13 protein-coding genes are annotated in these 19,340 nt (G+C 58.5%); 4 read left to right on the top strand and 9 right to left on the bottom strand.

The features are described from left to right. Nucleotides 1-41 precede the first annotated feature (41 nt). Nucleotides 42-2,828: a choice-of-anchor O protein gene (locus H035_RS0106670; protein WP_152485980.1), complete on the bottom strand. Its 2,787-nt coding sequence runs from the start codon at nt 2,826-2,828 to the stop codon at nt 42-44. Here H035_RS0106670 and H035_RS0106665 point away from each other — a divergent pair, their 5' ends adjacent. The 3 genes from H035_RS0106665 (at nt 2,829) to H035_RS0106660 (ending at nt 4,933) form a co-directional block, all read left to right on the top strand. Further along, a complete protein-coding gene (locus H035_RS0106665) occupies nt 2,829-3,125 on the top strand; it encodes a hypothetical protein (protein ID WP_152485979.1) in 297 nt (98 codons plus the stop codon). 826 nt (nt 3,126-3,951) lie between these two features. Then, nucleotides 3,952-4,410: a hypothetical protein gene (locus H035_RS21755; RefSeq protein WP_161624009.1), complete on the top strand. Its 459-nt coding sequence runs from the start codon at nt 3,952-3,954 to the stop codon at nt 4,408-4,410. Between the two features lie 67 nt (nt 4,411-4,477). Further along, entirely contained in the window at nt 4,478-4,933 is a 456-nt protein-coding gene (locus H035_RS0106660; protein WP_026596350.1) for a hypothetical protein, read from the top strand. Between the two features lie 105 nt (nt 4,934-5,038). On the opposite strand, the gene H035_RS0106655 is transcribed toward H035_RS0106660, so the two are convergent. The 4 genes from H035_RS0106655 to H035_RS0106640 form a co-directional block, all read right to left on the bottom strand. Next, nucleotides 5,039-6,370, bottom strand: a complete 1,332-nt coding sequence (locus H035_RS0106655) for an HlyD family type I secretion periplasmic adaptor subunit (RefSeq protein ID WP_022948211.1) — start codon at nt 6,368-6,370, stop codon at nt 5,039-5,041. Nucleotides 6,371-6,385: 15 nt separating this feature from the next. Further along, complete coding sequence (locus H035_RS0106650) at nt 6,386-8,110, bottom strand: type I secretion system permease/ATPase (RefSeq protein ID WP_026596348.1); 1,725 nt, start codon at nt 8,108-8,110, stop codon at nt 6,386-6,388. Between the two features lie 120 nt (nt 8,111-8,230). After that, complete coding sequence (locus H035_RS0106645; protein WP_022948209.1) at nt 8,231-15,217, bottom strand: DUF4347 domain-containing protein; 6,987 nt, start codon at nt 15,215-15,217, stop codon at nt 8,231-8,233. 103 nt (nt 15,218-15,320) lie between these two features. Beyond that, nucleotides 15,321-16,154, bottom strand: a complete 834-nt coding sequence (locus H035_RS0106640; RefSeq protein ID WP_022948208.1) for a sulfotransferase family protein — start codon at nt 16,152-16,154, stop codon at nt 15,321-15,323. A 330-nt stretch (nt 16,155-16,484) separates the two neighbouring features. On the opposite strand from H035_RS0106640, the gene H035_RS0106635 reads away from it, so the two are divergent. Beyond that, on the top strand, nt 16,485-16,904 hold the full coding sequence (locus tag H035_RS0106635; protein ID WP_022948207.1) for a DUF6916 family protein: 420 nt from the start codon (nt 16,485-16,487) through the stop codon (nt 16,902-16,904). An 82-nt stretch (nt 16,905-16,986) separates the two neighbouring features. On the opposite strand, the gene H035_RS0106630 is transcribed toward H035_RS0106635, so the two are convergent. From H035_RS0106630 to H035_RS0106615, 4 genes are read right to left on the bottom strand one after another with little or no spacing between them, the layout of a single operon-like run. Beyond that, complete coding sequence (locus tag H035_RS0106630; RefSeq protein ID WP_022948206.1) at nt 16,987-17,478, bottom strand: GNAT family N-acetyltransferase; 492 nt, start codon at nt 17,476-17,478, stop codon at nt 16,987-16,989. Nucleotides 17,479-17,522: 44 nt separating this feature from the next. Continuing rightward, nucleotides 17,523-18,074 carry a phage tail protein gene (locus tag H035_RS0106625; protein WP_022948205.1) on the bottom strand — a complete coding sequence of 184 codons (552 nt, stop codon included), beginning with the start codon at nt 18,072-18,074 and terminating at the stop codon, nt 17,523-17,525. Between the two features lie 41 nt (nt 18,075-18,115). Continuing rightward, complete coding sequence (locus H035_RS0106620) at nt 18,116-18,643, bottom strand: phage tail protein (RefSeq protein WP_022948204.1); 528 nt, start codon at nt 18,641-18,643, stop codon at nt 18,116-18,118. Between the two features lie 51 nt (nt 18,644-18,694). Further along, nucleotides 18,695-19,216, bottom strand: coding sequence for a phage tail protein (locus tag H035_RS0106615; protein ID WP_022948203.1), 522 nt, complete (start codon nt 19,214-19,216; stop codon nt 18,695-18,697). Between the last annotated feature and the right edge of the window lie 124 nt (nt 19,217-19,340).

Raw genomic sequence — 19,340 nt, 5'->3', positions numbered from 1 at the left:
CAACGGTCCACCGACTTGCCGGACTTCCCTAAATCTCGGCCTTAATTGGGTCCTTGGCCGGTGATCCAGGCAAAGTCCTCAGAGATATAGCCGTCGAGGTACCAAACCCGGCGCCACATGGCATCGGACTCGCCTGTGGTTTCGTCGGTCTGTGACCAGACGCCATACAGCCATTCGCCGCTGGGGTTGGCCTCGATGCTGCCTTCGCCGGAGGCGATGTCCTGTTTGCCCTCGAGATCGTCGAACTCGTTGCAGAACCCGGAACCAGCCACGACGTCGGAGACATCCGGATCGTCGTGGGCATCGGATGGGTAGCAAACGCTCAGGTCGTCTTCCTCGGCCCAGACCTGATAGTTGTCCCCGAAGTGGACGCCGCGGCTGTAAAACAGGTTCAAGGACTCGGCCTCACCGAACTCGACGGTCCGGTTGTCGCCGGTCTCGTAGACGATGAAATACCGAGAAGGATCCCGGGTGTCTCCTTCTCGAATGGAGTCCGGAATAGTCGGAGCCGTCTCCGAATAGCGCGGATCCAGGATGGTGAAGGCCATGGATTTCAGCTGCGAGACGTTGCGAGCCTGTTCAGCGCCACCGGCACCATAGCTGAAACAACCCTTCGGCTGTTCAGCACCCTCCTCGCCGCGGAAGGTTTCGCAAGTGACCGCCCCCTGACCGCTGTGGCGTGTCCGATCGTAATGACGATACCTTGTAGGGAGCATGGTCCAGGTCTGGCCGCCGTCAAAGGAGCGCCGGACATAGAGTTCGTAGCGGTCCTTGCCCTCAGTGTTGAGCTTCCAATTGGGCGACCAAGCGTAAAGGATCATAATGAAGTCGCCGTCGATGAAGCCCCGATGCCCCTTTGCCACGTCCAACGGGTTGTACCAGGATTGGTCGGTGAAGTTGTTCGCCCGATTCGTGGCGTTGTCCGCGCAGACTGTCACCGGGGTAATCTCGTCGCTGCTGCTGACCACCGAGGCGTCATTCGGGCATTGGTGCCAGGTAAAGACTTTGGTGGTATTGGGTACCGGAACATCGCTACCCCGCAGAATGGGATTGGTGTCTCCGATTCCATTCTCCACCTTGGGACAATCCACTGAGTCGCCGGTCGCGTTGTCCACGCAGGTGTCCGGGGTCACTGACGACAGGTTAAGGGCTGGTTCCAGACATAGCCCATCCGGATAGTAGGGATTGGAACCGTCGGCGTAGGCCCATTCATCGCAAGCCATGTTGGTGAAGGCGTACGGATTGTCCACGCCCTCCCTGTAGCGCCGGGGCAAGAGGATGCGCCGCGCCATCACATCGGCCGGGCCGCCCTGCTGCATGATGCCCTGCTTCCAGGTCGGCAAGGCCGTCAAGCGGTGATGAGCAAAGGAGCCCTGGCGACGGTCGACCTTGGCCGCATTCTGAGCCAATAAACTGCCGCGACGAGCGATTTCCGTCTCGTAGACGTCATAGTTGTAATCCCCAAAATCCCAGAACTCCGACGTATTGACGGCCTGATAGAAGGCACCGGTCTCCCAATCCACCGCCGGCTGGTTCAGCATGTTGCCATGGCCGGCGAGGTTGGCCATCAACCCATTTTCTTCGGTCGCCCTTGTATCGAACAAGGACATGCTGAAAGTGTGGTACCACATGTTCTTGCCTTGATCGAACGCGAACCGGCCCAGCCCTTTGGACTCCTCTGTCACAAAGACCACCCACCCGCTGTCATTCACGCCATCTCTATTGGAATCGTATCCAAACAGGTTCACGCGGGGACGAGTGGAAGCGGTGTTGCCCACCAGTGGCAGACCGTCTTCCGTGACACAAACGGGTGCCGGCGTACCCTGAGGTCCCGTAGGGATATTCACGGTATCGGCGCACATATCTTTCATGCCGTAAGCCAGGGGATTTAGGACGTTCTGGTTTTGAATCGCCGAGCCGTTGCAGTAAGGTGCCGGATTGTCCACGTTACACTTGGCGTTGTCGGTCACCCGCATGGGCATGGCCACGGGGATGCCGACCTTGGGCCGGTTCGAAGTCCCCGTGTAGTCTGCCAGAGCCACGATCTCGCCAGTGGAATCGCCTTGCTCGTTCTCCTGCTGGACCAGCCCGAAGTGATCCCACTCGATAAAGGAATACCACACATCGGTCTCGTGATTGGCAACCGCACCGCTCCAACCGGCGCCCGGGCCGAGACCCTGCCCGGGCCGCAAGCCTTCCGGATCTTCCTGCCAGGTGATCACAGCACCGACACCTTCCACCATGTCGACTTCGACCCGGTTGACGTCTCGACGACCGGAGGTAAGGCGCTCGGCCTTGCGCCAAACCACCTGGTAGGTGTCGTCATCCTGTTGCTCGAGCGTGCCCCGCGCGGTCCATAGACAGGCGTAGGGCACCTCGCCAACGATTTGATTTTTTTCAAATTCGTCCTCCGCATAATCCACCGACTGCTGCTGGCCGGAAACCCGGTACATATCGGTGAGGTAAAGATCATCGTAGGATGCGTTATTCAGGTCGATTCCGAGGTAATCGGCGATAGCCGCGCGCCGTTCCGAATCGCCACTTTCCAGGGCATAGTTGGGCTGACCACTGCCGCAGTAGCGGCTGAACCAGGCCACGATGGTGTGATCACCGGCGGTAGCTTGGGCAATGTTGAGGACATCCCCCGGATAGTTGATACCGTCGTCGCTGTAGAGACTTACATCGGTTCGATCGAAATCGGCGGAACTCTGATCGGCCGATTCAGACAGATTGGTCAACTTCCAAGTGTTGCCATCGTCGAGACTCACCGCAGCATAGGCCTCACGCTTGCCATGACCGGTAAAACCAATCTCCTCGTTGCCTTCCACATGCTCGACAGGACCGTAGAGGAAAACGCCAATCTGGGGTTTGACCTCGCTAAGTGTCTCCTCAAGGACGCCATCGATATTGAAATGCTCTACATCGTTGTCGCTACCATCGGCGGCTTGCGATGGTACATACCGACTCATCACATCGACGAATGCGTGCTCGGCTTCGCCGCCAGCCGGGAGTTTCTGCGATATGCTTTTCAGGAAAGGCGAGCCGGGGTTCCCGTTCCCCCCATCGTCTGCGAATGCGCCTGGTATTACCAGCAGCGCTGCTGCGATCGAACTGAATATAGTTGATCGATTATGTCTCATTATTTGATCTCCTCATACAAATGAACGCACAGATGCCCGATCCATGAATTTATTCCTTTAATTTCCTTTTCATGCATGCCACTTTGCGCAGGACTAGAACAGATTTGCATAACACACCGATCGGGATTGATGCCCTGAAAAATGCCCCTTGTTTGTTAAAAAGGACATCTTTTAGAGATTAGGCAATTTTGGTGCCATGCAACTTTTTTAAATAAAATCAGTATCCTATAACCAATCTCATTAAGAGACCCTATCGGAACGTAAAAAATCTTGACGAATACGATCCATCGTCTCTAGTGCGCCACAGCCGGCGTATACCCTGAATAGGGAAATAATTCGTCGGTAGGGTGTCACCTATGTATCGTGCCCCCGGGGATTACCAACACGACTGCCTCGTGTCATTGTCCGAAGCGACAAACGCTGACGGCAATGGATCATGCCAGTTATTATATTTATGTAGTCCTTGGAGCGATTGAAAGATTCAGACCAAGCAGAACTGGAAAAAAACCCTTCTATCCAAAAAATAGTGATGTAATTTGATCAATATTTGATTTCCAAATACTGATCAATGTTATGATTCAGAACCATACTAGAAGGATTTCGCTTGAGGGCTGCTACAATGTTAAGCTTTGGGTGCAATGTTTTTGACTAGTCTCATTTCGATTCTGTCACATCTTGCATAACTCCTCTGGAAGTCAGAGGCTTCATCGTAGAACTATTACATAATTTGACGGAACACGTAACCAAATAAATTACCAATGATAAAATTGGCTGAAACGTGAGATCAGAATTCAGGATAAGGTGTGTGACTATGAATAGTTATATAGAAAACTTTTTTCCAATTATAGCGCTAACATTATCTTCTCAAGCTTTATTTGCAGCAAATGAACTAGGTGAATTTTGTTTTTCCGGAACGTTCCAAAACACTGGAAACTGCTTGATTAGTATTGAAGCCACTCAACACAATAAATATTATTCATTGAACGGTTCAAGCGAATGCGAAATAGTTGAAGGAAAAGAATGGTTTGCTGAGTTGTATTCGGGTATTGCTTATGGTAGCGGATACCTAAAAGACGCCAAAAATTTTAATGGTGCTCTTCGAATTTCTTCTCCTACCAATAGTGACATGACACCGAAAACAGTTTTATTTGAGTTCAATATTGACACACAAACGGTTGCATTCAAAGCTTCATCAGAGGATAACAATTTTTGCTCAGGTGAAGATGATTGCATTTTAGATTATGATTTTATTTTCGTAAATTGCCCATGAAGTTCGATTAAACTTATCAAATAGTTTGAATAATATTTTAGATATTATTTCTGAAAAGGTTTTCGAAATGAGGATTATATTAAATACATTAAAAGCAATGCTGTTAAGTTCAATTGCTCAGATGACTTATGCTGCTGATGAGCTAGGTGAAATTTGTTTCTCTGGTTCATTCAAGAATACAGGCGAATGCTTTATTAGCATAGAAGTAACTCAGCATATCAAATATTTTTCCCTTAATGGCTTGAGTCAATGTGATGTGATAGAGGGGAAGGAATGGTTAGCACAAGCTTATTCCGGCATTACTCACGGCAATGGTTATATTGATGAGGAATCTATTTTCAATGGCGCTTTAGATGTTTTCAGCCCCACCAACAGCGATCTAATACCAAAAAGCTTGATATTTTGGGTGGATCTAGAAACCCAGGCGGTCCAATTCAAGGCAACTACGGATGGAACAGACTTTTGTAGTCCATTTCAAAATTGCGAATCATTAATTGATTTCGACATCATTCAATGCCCTTAAAATTATTGGTTCGCGCTCGCATCAATACTGTGAATTTTTTCAGCGGCGGATTCCAAAAGCAGCCTCCCGTCAACCGGCTAACCAACAATCCAATCCGCATAATTTCTACTCTTCGGTCAAAGCAACATGGAGCCGACTGAGCAACGGCCGAAGCAGATACGCCAAGAAAGTCCGTTCGCCGGTTTTTACGATGACCGTCGCAGGCATTCCGGGCTGCAATCGATGATGACCCAACTGTTCGATTCCCGCATCGGTCACCTCCACTCGCGCCAAGTAATGGGGCGGCATATCGGAGTTAGCGCTCGGAATCAGGTCGGCGGAAACGGAAATCACCCGCCCCTCTACGATTAGTTGCGGTTGATTGACGAACGCCTGCAGTTGAATATCGGCCAACTGCCCTGCTTGAATACGGTCGATCAAATGGGAAGGAATCCGTGCCTCGAACAGCAAGCGCTCATCCCGGGGCACGATTTCCATCATCGGTTCTCCCGGCTTGACCACACCGCCCACCGTATGGGCTTCCAAATGATTCACGTACCCTGCAACCGGGGCTCGGATCACGGTGCGTTCCAACGCCTCCTTTAACGCCCGCACTTTTTCTTCGGCCACCACCGCTTGCCGCACCGTATCGGCCAGTTGGGTTTCCACTTCCTTGCGATAGTTTTGCTTGAGCCTCAAGGCTTCCAGTCGGGTATCTTGTGCCTCGCGGCGAGCCAGATCGATTTGATTGCCGAGATCCAAGGCCTGACGTTCGAGCTCCAGACGGGCATTCCGCGGCGCATAGCCTTCGGCGGCCAAATTCCGCACCCCCTCCAATTGTTCGCGCAAGAACTCCAGCTGCGCCGCCTTGGCGTCGGCGTCGGCGGTATGGGTGTCGACTCGGGCGGCAAGCAATCGGAGTTCGCTATCGAGGGCGGATCGCCTGGCCGAAAAGAGTTGGCGCTGCGCTTCTATCTGAAGGTTGGCGCGACCTTCGCTCCCCGCTTCAAGAAGTTCGTCAGGGAAAACGACGCTTTCGGCGCCTTGCCGTTCCGCGCGTAAACGCGCCTCCATGGCCAGCAATGCGTAGTATTCTTTCAGGGCGCTGCGATAGCTGGCGGCAATTTCACTATCGTCCAAGGTAATCAGAGGCTGCCCCGACTTCACATACTGAGCCTCGGTCACATGGATCGCCTTCACGATCCCGCCGGTCAAATGGGCCACCGTCTTGCGGTTGGACTCCACCACCGCGGTTCCCGGTGCGGGCACACCCGCATCCAGGGGAGCCAGCGCCGTCCAGGTCAAAAAACCGCCGAACCCGACCGCCAGCAGCCACACTCCCAACCGGACAAAACGCCCGATATCATCGGGGGGTATCGCAGGCACCTCAATGTCAGCGGTTTTTCCGGCAATCGGTTCAGAGGCTCGCACCGACAGGACTTTCTTTTCAACGGCCATGAACTTATTATTCCTTTAACCCGCCATCGATGCGGCTTTCCCGGCCTTGGCGGCTTGCTGAAAAGCATTTCGAAGCATTGCCAGCACCTCATCCCGGGAACCATGGGCTTGTAGCTTGCCATCGCGGAGCAGCAACAATCGGTCGACTTCGTTCAAAATGCTCGTCCGATGCGTGATCACCACCACCGTCCGGCCATCCGCCTTGGCCTTTCGAACCGCCCTCACCAACGCCGCCTCGCCCGCATCGTCCAGATTGGAATTGGGTTCGTCCAAGACAATCAAGCGCGGATCGCCAAACAAAGCTCTTGCCAGGGCGATCCTCTGACGCTGCCCCCCGGACAGCACCGCCCCGCCGGGGCCGATCTGCGTATCGTAGCCCTGCGCAAAGCGCAAAATCATTTCGTGCACGCCGGCGGATTTGGCCGCCGCAACGATATTGTCCGAGTCCAATTCCCCGAAGCGGGCGATGTTCTCTGCGACGGTGCCCTCGAACAACTCGATGTCTTGGGGGAGATAACCGAGGTACGGTCCCAGTTCCGTCTTGTCCCAATCGGCCACATCCACCCCGTCGAGTCGCACCTTACCCGAGGAGGGATTCCAAACGCCCACCAACAAACGCGCCAGAGTGGATTTGCCCGATCCGGACGGACCGACGATGCCCACCACCGTACCTGCGGGAATTTCGAAACTTAACCCCATGAGCACCGGCGTCTCGGCGGCGGGAGGTAGGGCCGTGACATTCACCGCCGTCAGATTCCCGGCGGGAGGCGGCAACGATAAACGCTCCGAGGGGGGTGGGAAACGGTCGAGCAACTCGCCGAGGCGCGTATAGGCGCCTCGCGCGTTCACGAACCCCCGCCAATTGGCGATCAACTGCTCCACCGGCGCCAAGGCTCGCCCGAGCAGGATCGAACCGGCGATCATGCCGCCCGCAGTCATTTCTCCCCGGATCACGAAATACGCCCCCAAACCGAGAACCAGCGACTGAACGGTCACCCGCACGAAACGACTGACCGCGGCGATCAGACCGGCCCGGTCGCTGGCCAGCGCCTGCCAGGCCAATTGTTGAACGTGTCTTTGCTTCCAGCGCTGACGCATTCGGGGCAGCATGCCCAAGGCCTCGATCACCTCGGCATTGATCAAGTGATTGCCGGTCGCACTGAGCGACTGGCCGGCGATATGATTGGCCTCCTGCAAAGGTCCGCGCGTCAGCCACTCATTGAGCAGGGTCACTCCCAGCAGAATCAAGGTGGCCGCCACTCCGAACCAGCCCAGGAGCGGATGGAGCAGGAAAATCACCGCCAGATAAATCGGCGCCCAGGGCGCGTCGAAGAAAGCGAACGGCCCGTTACCCGTCAAGAACTGGCGCAGCCGGGTCAAATCCGAGAGCGCCTGGCGCGCATCCTGTCCTTCTCGGCGCAAGGTGGCCTCAAACGCCGCATCGAACACGCGCTCGTTGGAATCGGCTTCCATCAAAGCCCCCACCCGCACCAGAACTCGGGAACGCACTAACTCCAAAGCGCCCATGAGCATGTACAATCCCACGACCAACAAGGTCAGCAAGCCGAGGGTCGTTTCGTTGCGGCTGCTCAACACCCGATCATAGACCTGCAGCATGTAGAGGGAAGGCGTCAACATCAATAGATTGATGACGAAAGAAAACGCTCCGACGATGAAGAAGTACCGCCGCAGACGTCTCAAAATGCCCAATAACTCCGGAAAATTCGCCGATTTGGCCACAAACCTGATCCAATCCAAATATTCCCAAGCCGAGCCATCCCCCGGCCCGGAAGATACTTTTTATCTTTCCAGCGCGCCCAGGCGGAACCGGAAAGCCGGTTAATCAAACCGTCAAGGGTCTCACACCCAACCGTCGAATTCCATCACGCTGCCGATGGTGGCAAGGGCCTCGTCGCTTTGAGCCAGGTCCACCGCCAAGCCGTTCCGGTCCAATGCACCGGCCTCCAATTGCGCCTGATAATTGTGTACCTCCTCAACCGACGCGTCCCGACCCACGGTGTTTTGATAGAGGGTTTGGATGTATTCGCCGTCGTTCAAAGACGCAAAATCGGTCTGGTTTTGGAACCAATTGAGGATCTGCTCATCGGTGATGCCCGGGTTTTGCAAGGCTTCCCGGCCCATTTGCCATTCGTCCGCGGTGGCGCTGCGGTCGAAAAAGGTATGCACCAGACGGCCCAAGGCGGCTTCGGTGGGATCGTGGGCCAACACGACGGTGTCGCCGTCGTCGAAGGCGATCATTTCGGCATTGGTCAAGGAAAGCATGGCGCCGTCTTGGTAGCGGGTCAGCTCGAGACTGCCGCCTTTGGCTTCCAGATGAACCCCTTCTCTCCCCCCGCTAAGCTGCAGGACGTCATGGCCCGTGCCGCCATCGGCATTCAACGCCAGCCCCATCGGCAGATAGCCCTGATCGTTGCCCTCGCCGCCGACAAAGTCGCGGTCGACATCCAGGGACAGGATCGACGGGTTGTCGTCGAGACCGGCCAGCAGTTCGTCGGCGCTCTTGTCCTGCAGTTCGACCGGCGCCAAAAGCCGCTGAAAAGCGTCGACGAGGTCTTGCGGGCTGGCATCGCCCCAATTCTGCACCGCCGCCGCTTCTTCCCGGGTCAAGTCGCGGTCCAACCAGGTGGTGACCAAATGCTGGGCGACCGCTTCCCGTCGGCTATGGGCGATGGCCAAACTCTCACCGGTATCGAATTGAATGCGCTCCACATCGATGAACGTGTCGACCTCTCCGCTGGGCGGATGAGTCAGGGTCACCCCGGGACCGTTCACGTTCATTATGTAATCGGCCAATTCGCCTGACTGAAGCGCCACGTCGAAGCCGAATCCTCCATTGAGCCGGTCGCGGCCGCTGCCGCCGCTCAAAATATCCTGGTCGGCGCCGCCGTAGACGATATCGGCTCCGCCGCCGCCGAAGGTTTGATCGTCGCCGCCGAGGCTACCGACGGTGTCGTCGCCGCCATTGCCGTGCAAGCGGTCGTCGTCTTCCCCCAACACGATAAATTGGCTGCTATCGTCGCCCACTGCAACGTTTCTGCCCTGCCCCCCCACGGCATGGGTGGAACCGATGAGGGTGACGAAGTCCACATTGTCGATTTGCAGGACGGTGCCGGAAGGAAGATCGCGCACGTCGATCACCAGCGCCGTACGGGTGCCTTCTTCGGCTTGATTGCCGGTGACGATGATCGGCGCACCCGGCGCGTTGCCGCCGGCGACGGTGGGCAAGACCGTTTTCACGACCAGGGAGTCTTCCGATGGCAGGCCATTGAGGAAGGCTTGTCCCTCTTGCGTCAAGGATTGCCGTTCGGGACTGCCGGACTCCGTCATAGTTTCGATCCGTCGGATTAACTCGTCCGTCGCGCTTTGTCCGACAAGCGGCATCGTCCGTCCTTCCACGTTGAGCCCCACGCCGGTGGGAATACTGACCGTCAACAGGTCGCGGCCTTGATCGTCCGTGGCTACCGGAATATCGGCATGGGTCGACAGCGGCGTGTCGGGGTCGTCTTGGCGATCGTCCTCCACGATAGGCACGGTGAGGATTTGGGTGCCGTCGGATCGGGTTTGGCTGTCGATAGAGACACCGTCGAAAGTGTTACCCGGCTCTGGCTCGGGCTCTGGATCGGGGGACGGAGAGGGCAAAGGGGGATTGCTGGCTTCCAGAAGGTAAGTGGCGGTGACCGGTGTGCCTACTATGCCGTCGGTTACGGAGATATCGATGCCGGCATCACCGGCGCCGGCGGCGGTAAACGTCGCATCGGCCAAGGCGGCATTAATCGTATCCACCGCGCCGGTCAATTGTATGCCGTCGGCATCCGGGTTCGAATCGGTTACTTGGCGGATCGTTCCATTGGAGGCGGTCAGCGTCACCGTTAAATCGTCGCCATCCACGTCGGCTACGGTGAAATCGGCTAAGGAGGCCGCTTGACCGACGATGACGGATTGCGCGGTGCCGGGCACGCCTGCAATCGTCGGCACATCGTTGACGGTATTAACTGTAAGAGCGGCGGTCTCGCTTGCACTCGAGAAAGCGGTGCTGCCACCGTTCACGGAGACATCGACTTTGGTGCCAATCGAACCGGAAGTGGTATCCCAACCCCGGTAGCTCACCGTGGTCGTGCCTTGCCAATCGGCATCGGGGACAAAACGCAGACGAGTATCGGCATCGGCTGCCAGCAACAGCGCACCGCCTTCGCCGACCGTCCCTACCGCGATCCAGTTCACGCCGCCATCCGTGGAGTATTCCCACGCGCCGTTGACCTCATCCATCGATGTAACCGCAATCCCTTCGCTCGCACCGGCATCCACATCGGTGAGGCTGGTGCCGAGCAGATCCGAAATCAAGGTGCCGTCGTTGGCGGCGGAATCTTCGTCGATGGCGGTTAAACTCGGACTGCCGCTATTGTCTAATTCCGGCGCGTCGTTGACGGCGGAAACGTCGATGGTCTGGGTGTAGCTCGCGGTGGAGTAGTCAGCGCCATCGTGCACTTTGAAATCGAAATTAGCATAGGCGGTACCGTTGGCATCAGGGGCAGGCGTGAAAGTCAGTTTGCCGGCATCGATATCGCTCCTGGCGATCGCCTGGTTGGCGCTGACGGCGACACCATCCAGGGCCAAACTGCCGGCGGAAGGCAGGTCGGAGATCTGCACCTGGGTCAGGCTGCCACTGTCGACATCGGAAAAATTGAAGTCTCCCGCAGTGAAAGTGAAGCTGCTATCTTCGTCGAGAATGACAGTGCGATCGGCCGCCGTAGGTGCATCGTTGACAGAGACAACCGTTACCGTAGAACTGACGGAAAGTCCGGCATGGGTATCTTCGCCGCCATTGGCGGTGCCGCCGGTGTCCTGGACAGAAGTAAGGGTCACCGTGCGATTCGAAGTGTCGGGGGCGTCGCTGGCATTGCGGTAGCCGAGATTATCGATCAGCGTCTGCCAATCGGCGGCGGTGGCGCTTTTGGTTAGGGTGACCGTGGCGGTGACGCCGGAAACGGCGACGCTGTATCCGAAACCGTTGGCCGATGTGGTGCCGGAAGTAGCGTCGGTCAGGACGACCTCCTGACCGTCGATCGAAAGCCTTTCGTCGGCGCCGTCGTTGACGTTGGTTACGGTGAGAACGACCTCTCCGATATTATCGGCGGACTCTACCGGGTCGATACTGGTGGCACTAAACAAGGTCACCGCGGCATCGTCTTCGGTATAGGTGGGGTCGGAGCCGGCGGCGGTCAGCGTGGGTCGATCGTTGACCGGCTCGACCGAGATCGTCGCGGTGGCATCGGCACCGGCGTTGTCGTCGTTGTCGACGGCGCTGAAGGTAATCGAACGGTCGCTTGTGTCGGGGTCGTCGCTGCCGTTGTCGTAGCGGATCGACGCCATCAGCATTTGCATGGTCGTCGCATCGGCGGAGGCGTCGTCGACGGTGACGGTCAACTGGCCGGTGCCGCTGTCGTAGGCACCGATGGTCACCGCCTCGCCGTTCACCGTTTGATTGCCGCTCCCGAAAGCGGAAGCCAGGCTTTCGGCGGTGCCGTCGGGACGATTGGTCAGGGTGACGCTCAGGGATTTGAAGGTGCCGTCGTCGGTGATGGCGGAATCGCTGTCGGCCACCGCGACCGCGCCCCCGCCCTCGGTAAAGCTTCCCGAGTAACCGCCGCTGCCCGCGCCGCTGGAGTCGTCGCCGTCCAAGTCGATGAGGGGGGCTCGCACCAGATTCACGGTGACGTCTTGATGGGCCGAAGTCTCGGTGCCGCCGTCGCCGTCGGTCACGGTGATGCGTACGGTTCGTGCAGCGGTATTGACACTGTCGGGATCCGAGTTGGCGTACTGGATCGACCGCGCCAGATCCTGAACCCTGGCCGACGTGGCGTTAGCGTTCAGCGAAACGACCAGATCGTTGCCGCTGGAACCGCCGCTGACGGTACCGATGACGGTTCCGCCGCCGTCGGAATGAACCACGTTGGAGCCGGTAACCGAAATCGCGCCGACGTTGCCGACGGCGAGTACGTCCTCGCCGGCCTGGCCATTGGCGACAATCGAGGCGGTGACGTTGCCCCCGTCGAAGTCCGGAGAGTCCACATCGGACACGGCGGCATCCCCGTTCGCGTCCAAGGAAACACCATTGGCGCCGAGACTGTGGGAGACCGAATCGCCGTCGAGATTGGCCAGGACGGGCGCTTCGTTGACGTTGTTGATCGTGATCGACAGATCGGCGTCGGTAGTGTTGCCAGCATCGTCGGTAGCGCGCACGGTGATGTCGTGGCTGGCGTTGACTTCGCGATCGAGCAAACTGCCGTCGGCGACGGTGACGTTGCCCGAACCGTCGATGGCGAAGCGACCGCCGGCGTCATCGGCGAGACTGTAGGTGACGCCGTCGGAGCCGCCGCCAGTGACCGTTCCCGCCGCCGTGCCGTTGGCGCTGTTCTCGTCCACGGCCAGGGTGCCCGTTGGGGTGCCGGGGCTGTCATTATCAACCGTGGCGTTGGTCGTATCGGCCGTAGTGGTCGCGTTGCCGGCATTATCGGTGGCGGTCACCGCGAGGTTCAGATTGGTCCCGTCAATGCTCCCGCCGCCATCCTCGGTAAGCGTGTAGGTCGCCGTCCAGGTACCGGCGCTGTTGCTCGCGGCCACCGCCGTTCCGCCCCCGAAAGCGCTGAAGTCGACGGTCACGCCCGAAATGGTGTCGCTATTGTTGTCGCCGCCCGCGGTGTCGTTCCAAGTGGCGGTCACCGTGTCGCCCACTTTGAAGGCGCCGCCGGTCCCCGAAGCGCCGGAAATGGAAATATTGGCGTCGGTTACCGTCGGGACCACGTTGTCGACCGCTGCATTGGTACTGTCGGCCGTAGTGGTCGGATTGCCGTCATCGTCGGTGGCGGTGAGGGAAACGTTGAGGTTGGTCCCGTCAATGGCTCCGGCGACGATGGTATAGGTCGCCGTCCAGGTGTCGGAGCTGTTGCTGGCGGCCACCGCAGACCCGCCGCCGAAAGCGGAAAAGTCGACGGTCGCGCTTGAGATGGTATCGCTGTTATTGTCACCGCCCGCGGTGTCGTTCCATGTAGCGGTGACGGTGTCCCCCACTTTGAAAATGCCGCCGGTCCCCGAGGCGCCGGAGAGGGAAATGTTGCCATCGGTTACCGTCGGTGCCACGTCGTCGGTGACATTGACAGTGACATTCTGGTCGGCATTGGTGGTGCCGTCCGTCGCCCGGATGCTTAGGGTGTAACTGGCGGCATTGTTGGTTCGATCCAACTGAGTGGTGTCGTTGACGATGATCTCGCCGGTGGACGAATCGATGGCGAAAGCGCTGCCGGTGTTGCCGGACTGGATGGAGAAGGTGATTGAATCGTCGTCGCCGGTGGCGGCGACGGTGCCGACGGAGGTACCGTCGCCGTCGCTTTCGTTGACGCCGAAGGATTGGCCGGAGGTAATGGCGGGGGCGATGTCGGAGACGGTGACGGTGACGTCGGTGGTGGTGGTGTTGTTGGACGATTCGCCGTCGTCCGCCTGGATGGTCAAGGTGTAGGAGGTACCGTGGGTCTCGTAGTCCAGGTCGTCGGCATCGTTGACGGTGACCGTCCCCGAGGCGCTGTCGATGGCGAAAGCCTTGTTGGTATCGCCGTCACCGTCGGGGTTGCCGGCGGTGATGGCGTAGGTGATGTTGGCATCGTTGGCGCCGCCGTCGCCGTCGTTGGCCTCGATGTCGGCGTCGGTCAGAACGGTAGCGCCGTTGCTCGCGGTCTCGGCGATGGTGCCGTTGTTGGCGGTGGCAAATAAGGGTGGGGTATTCGAAGCGGCAGGGCTAAGATTGGAGATGTCAAAATCATCGAGCTTTCCAAAAATACCGCCGTCGCCTGCCGTAATGTATATTTTCGAAACGCCGCTCCACCCGAGGGCAACGTTTTCCCCGCTATTGGCAAGAGAGCTGCTTGTTGTGCTATCGCCATTATCGGAGGAGATCGTAAAAGTGTCAAAATGGGTGGGACCGGACCAGTTGTATATATAGATACTGTTCGCGTCGAAGGTTTCGCCGGTCGAAAAATACAGGGTCACCTGCGACTCATAAGCGCCGGAATGTCCAATTGTGACATAGCTGTTTCCTGAGTAGGAATATGCCCCTGTACCTGCGCTCTGTCCATCAACGACGAGCAGATAGCTTCCGACGTTGAACTTGGCATCGTCAGCAGGGTTGCTACTATAGGCGCCAGCATCGTTAACGCTATCGAAGCTGATATTTCCGGTATAAGCGAGAAGACTTTGGAATTTGGCTAGGCCATCAGACGATAACGGCACGTCATCGCTCACACCTCGGCTCACCTCGAGCACCCAGTCGCCGCCGGCGGCGAAGTTCCCGGTGGCGTCGTTCGACGCCGCCACATCCGCCCCGGTCGCCACCGCCAGCTCCTCGACGAACGCCATCCCGGTCTTGCCCTCACCTACTCGGCAGCCATACAACAACAAATCCCCTTCATCCGACAACGACCCCGAAATGGTTTCCAGCGCCTCGCCATACTCGTCCAGGGTCGCCGAGGACAGCACGCCGTCCCCCAGATGCACTTCGCCGGTATCGCCGTGGGAGAGAATGTGCAGCCCGTCGATCGCCTCGCGTCCTTCCAGGGCGGCGGCGAGCTCTTCGACCCCGTCGCCCTCGCCGGAGAGCAGGATGACCTCCATGCCCGCCTCTGCGGCGGCATCGGCCAACACCTGGTAATCGTCCACGGAGGTGTCGACCACGGCGACCTCGGCGCGATCGCCAGGCAAGGCTTCATGGGACGGGGGGTCCGTCTCCCGGGTGGAATCGATGGTCTTTTTGTGCGTGAAGCGATCGAAGGTACCCATGCCTGGTTCTCCATTCTTGCTCAAGGGGGTGACCGGACACTCGATCCGGTGAAACGGTCGACTCGTTTACAGGTTTTCTCTAACTTGCAACAGCTATATGATGCTATTCATCCGTCCTTTGCGCCGTGATCACGTTGGCCTTGCTGGCGGTGAGATCGCGCCAGAAGTCCATCCCTTGGAATTTCTTGAACAGATCCGGCGGCAGAATGGTGCGGCGGGGCTGAAAGGCCACCTTGGGCCGGACCCGGTGCAGTCCCGAAAGGCCCAGGGCTTCGTCGAAGTCGGGCGCGTCGAATTCCACGTGGTCGAAGTCATGACCGTCGTAACAGGGTTCATCGATGAAGTCGTAGATCAACGGCAATACCTTGCCCGGCGCCCGGGCCAGCAAATCGTAGTCGACAATCAACAGGGATTCCGCCTGCTCGCCGTAGAAGGCTTCCTTGAGCGCCGCCCAAGGGAATCCCACCAAGCGGTCGTGGCGCGCCAAGGCTTCCACCCGGGAATAGACCGTGGCGCGGTCGGCGTCGGAGCCGAACAGGCGGGAATTTTGAAAGGGATGCCGGCGGATGAGGCGCTCCAGGCTGTCCATGATCCAGGAAACGTCGCGCACGCAGGCGATGATCTTGGCTTCGGGAAACAGCTCGGCGAGCAGGGGCAGCTTGGCGCACCACTGACGGTTGGTGTCGAAAATCACCCGGGCGTCATTGTCGCCGTAGTATGCGTCGAACAACCCTTTCAGGAGGCGCGGTTTGTGGACCTCCTCCATCAAGAGGGACACCTCCGTGCCGGGACTCATCAGTTGCAAGTTGGCGGACACGAGGGCGCCCAGCGGGCTGGACATGGACGCGTGAAAGCGCGGATTCTGACGCAACAGGGCCGCCAGCAGCGTGGATCCCGAACGCGGCAACCCGGAGATGAAATGGAATTGTTTGGTCATGAAATCGAATCTCCTCCCCTGTCGATTCGCGGTTGGAACAAGCGTGCAATCCCCACGGCGCTCCCTAGAAAGATAGCCAATTTTAGTACAGCCCACAAACTCGCAGGACCCACCCGCCGCCGGTGGGCGGAAATCCGGTTCCGCCGATGGCCCCCAGCGCTTCCTTGACGCTCTGTCAATCCGGAACTAACCTTGCTGGTGGTGACTGCGACCGCCTTCGTGGATGCCCAAAGCTCGGCTCGATTGCCGCAGGGTTCCACGGGATGGCCCTTCCGGATCTTCCCGGGCTTGTCGAAGAGCCGCAATATTTCAATCGTAGGAGACCCCCCCATGTCCGATACCCCGTTCGATCCCGACAATCCCCCCGCAAAGGTGGAGCCCCCTGCGGAACCCCCGGTGGCCGTCTCCCCGGAGGATGAGGGCAAGCCGCTCCTGGGCCGTCTGACCAAGGACGATTTCGAAAAGCACCTGAATCAATCCTTCCGGATCACCCTGGAGGACGAAGCGGTGGACTTCACCCTGGTGGAGGTGACCGAATTGCCGCGCAAAGTGAGCAATGCGGAAGTCGCCAAGGCCTTGGGACTCGCCGAGCGGGCGCCTTTCACGATGATTTTCCGCGGGCCGCGGGAGGCCGAATCGGGCCAGGGAACCTTCGCCGTGGAGCATCCTGAAATGGGCCATATGTCACTTTTCATGGTGCCGGTTCAGGGCACCGACGAGCACATCGACTACGAGGTCATTTTCACCTGAAGCCGACCCGGCACGCCTCCGATTGACGCGGGCGGCGTCGGTCGGGGCGCTTTCCCGCCTTTAACCGTCCCGAGTCGGGAAGCTATTTCCGAGGCCGCCACTCCATCAAGTAATAAACACCTTCTTCGGCGATTTTCCGGAATCCGAGCCGGCGATAGAAACTCAGCGCGGGGTTCTCCCTCTCCACGTGGATGGTGACCGGCTTGTCCTCCTCGGCGGCGTCCTCCATGATCGCCCTCATCAACCGACTGCCCACGCCCTTGCCGCGCCGATGGGCCAGCAAGGCAATGTCCACCACCCGGATCTGGTCTTCCAGCGGCCGCAAATAGAGCCGCCCCAGGGGCTCGCCGTTCCGATCCTCGACAACCTGGAAGCGGGTGCCGTCGAGATAGGCCCTATAATATTTGTGCTGCACCTCGAACTGCTGTAGCAGGAACCGTCGCTTGTCTTCCTCGGTCCAGTGCGGAATTTTCGCCATCTCGTAATCCCGCGACTGGCAATAGATCTCAGCGAGCAGGGGCAAGTCGTCGGGCTCGTGCACCGGACGCAGCCTTGGCATTATCTCTTGATTCATACACCTTCCTAACCAAGTGGATCCGTCGGAGCCGGGCTATTTGATCACGACCGCGGGGGATAGTCGCCCACGACGCAGATAATGAAGTTCACCGCCAGGAAGGGCTGGCGGTTGTAGTGCGCCTGACTCGATCCGGCATTGCCCGTCGCCTGCGGCGACATGGAGGAGGTGGCGGCGGGATCGGGCTTGAAACCTTGGGTGGGCCGTGTTGGCGGTAAGCCCCGGTCCTTGATGGGCTTGGCAAGGGTGGCGTCATTGGCGGGATCGGCCGATTGAGCGGTGGCGTTCTTCGCCTTGAGGTTGTGCCGATGGGAAGGCAGTTGATCCCCGGTCACGGTGACCCGGTCGCTCCCCAGCGGCTGAGCCAGATGGCGCCGCGTCAGTCCCGGACCTTGGCCGGGGTGCATGGGTGTGCGGCCCATGAGATTGGGGACCGCGAAGGTGGTGCGGCCATCGCCGCCGTACATATTGGAAATAATGCTGAACAGCATGGTCTGCTGGTCGATATGCATCAACTGGCCGTTGCATAGGGCCCAATTGCGCGGGGCGTAGTTTCCCCCGAACATCCGGACCTCGCCGATATAGAGATCAGCCATGGGGTGTTCTCCTGGTTTGGTTGCGGATTCGGCGTCGCCGGTTAGCTGCGCTGCGGATAAGTGCCGTAAAGCGACAGAATGAAGTTGATGCCCAGACTCGGCATCATATTGTCATGGCCCTGATTTCCGCCCACGGGCTGCATCACGTCGTCGTGCAGGGTCGCGTCGGGTTCTTCGGCGCGGTACAGCATTTCGTTGGCCGAAGCATCCGCCTGAGCGTACATCCGTCCCGCCGGCTGATTGGAGGAGGCGGAGGCCGGAGCGGCATTGAAGGAATGGCTGTGGGCCGGCATCTGCGACGTGGTGAGCCGGACGGTTTCGCTACCGCCGCGCTCCCCCATGCGGCGGGTGGAAAGGCCGCCGCCGGTGCCGTAATGGATGGGGACGCGGCCGCGCATGTCGGGGTACGCGAAGGTGGTGTGGCCGTCACCGCCGAAAGTGGTGCCGAGCAGCGAAAAAAGGGCCTGATTCTGGGCGATGGCCATCAATTGGCCGTCGCAAAAAGCATAGTTGCGCGGGGCAAAATTGCCCGCGAACAACTTGATCTCACCGATGAAAGGGTCCGCCATGATGATTCTCCGGGTTGGAAAAAGTGAAACACTTGCCGCAGCCGCACGGCGTCAGGAACGACTCGGCCAGAGGCCTTTCAAGGCAATGCAGAAATTGAGCCCCATATAAGGCTGCATGTTGGGATGGGCCTCGCTTCCGCCGGTGGTGCTGACGGTGCCCGGCTCCAGGCTCGCGGGGTTCGCCGCGGAAGGGGCAAAGGCGTCGCGGGCATTGCCGTTTCGGTCAACGTAGTTGGCCGGAAAGGCACCGCCGGGGTCGTCGGTGGTGCCGTTTTCGGAAGCCGCCAATACCGGGTGGTTGTGAGCCGGAATCTGATCCAATGTCAGCGGAACGGATTCATAACCGCCCGCCTGAGCATCCCCTATGTCTTGCCCGGGGTGTACGGGAGCGCGACCGCGCATATCCGGAAGCGCAAAGTTGGTGGTGCCGTTGCCGCCGTAACGGTTTCCCAGAAGCGCATATAGCGCCGAATTCTGCTGGATCTCCAGCAATGCACCGTCACAACGGGCCCAATCCCGTGGAGTCCAGCCAAATCCAAACATGCGGATCTCGCCGATAAACGGTTCGGCCATGCGTGTCTCCTATTTTTTTGAATTATCGAATTTATTATAGACCCGATCCTTGCCCTATCACTTCCTTTGCGCGGAAAGTCATCGAGACCGGAGGAATAAAGTCACCTTGATGGTGTACGAAGCG

The sequence above is a fragment of the Methylohalobius crimeensis 10Ki genome (assembly GCF_000421465.1).
Taxonomy (GTDB): domain Bacteria; phylum Pseudomonadota; class Gammaproteobacteria; order Methylococcales; family Methylothermaceae; genus Methylohalobius; species Methylohalobius crimeensis.
This window is presented reverse-complemented; position numbering and strand designations above follow the sequence as displayed.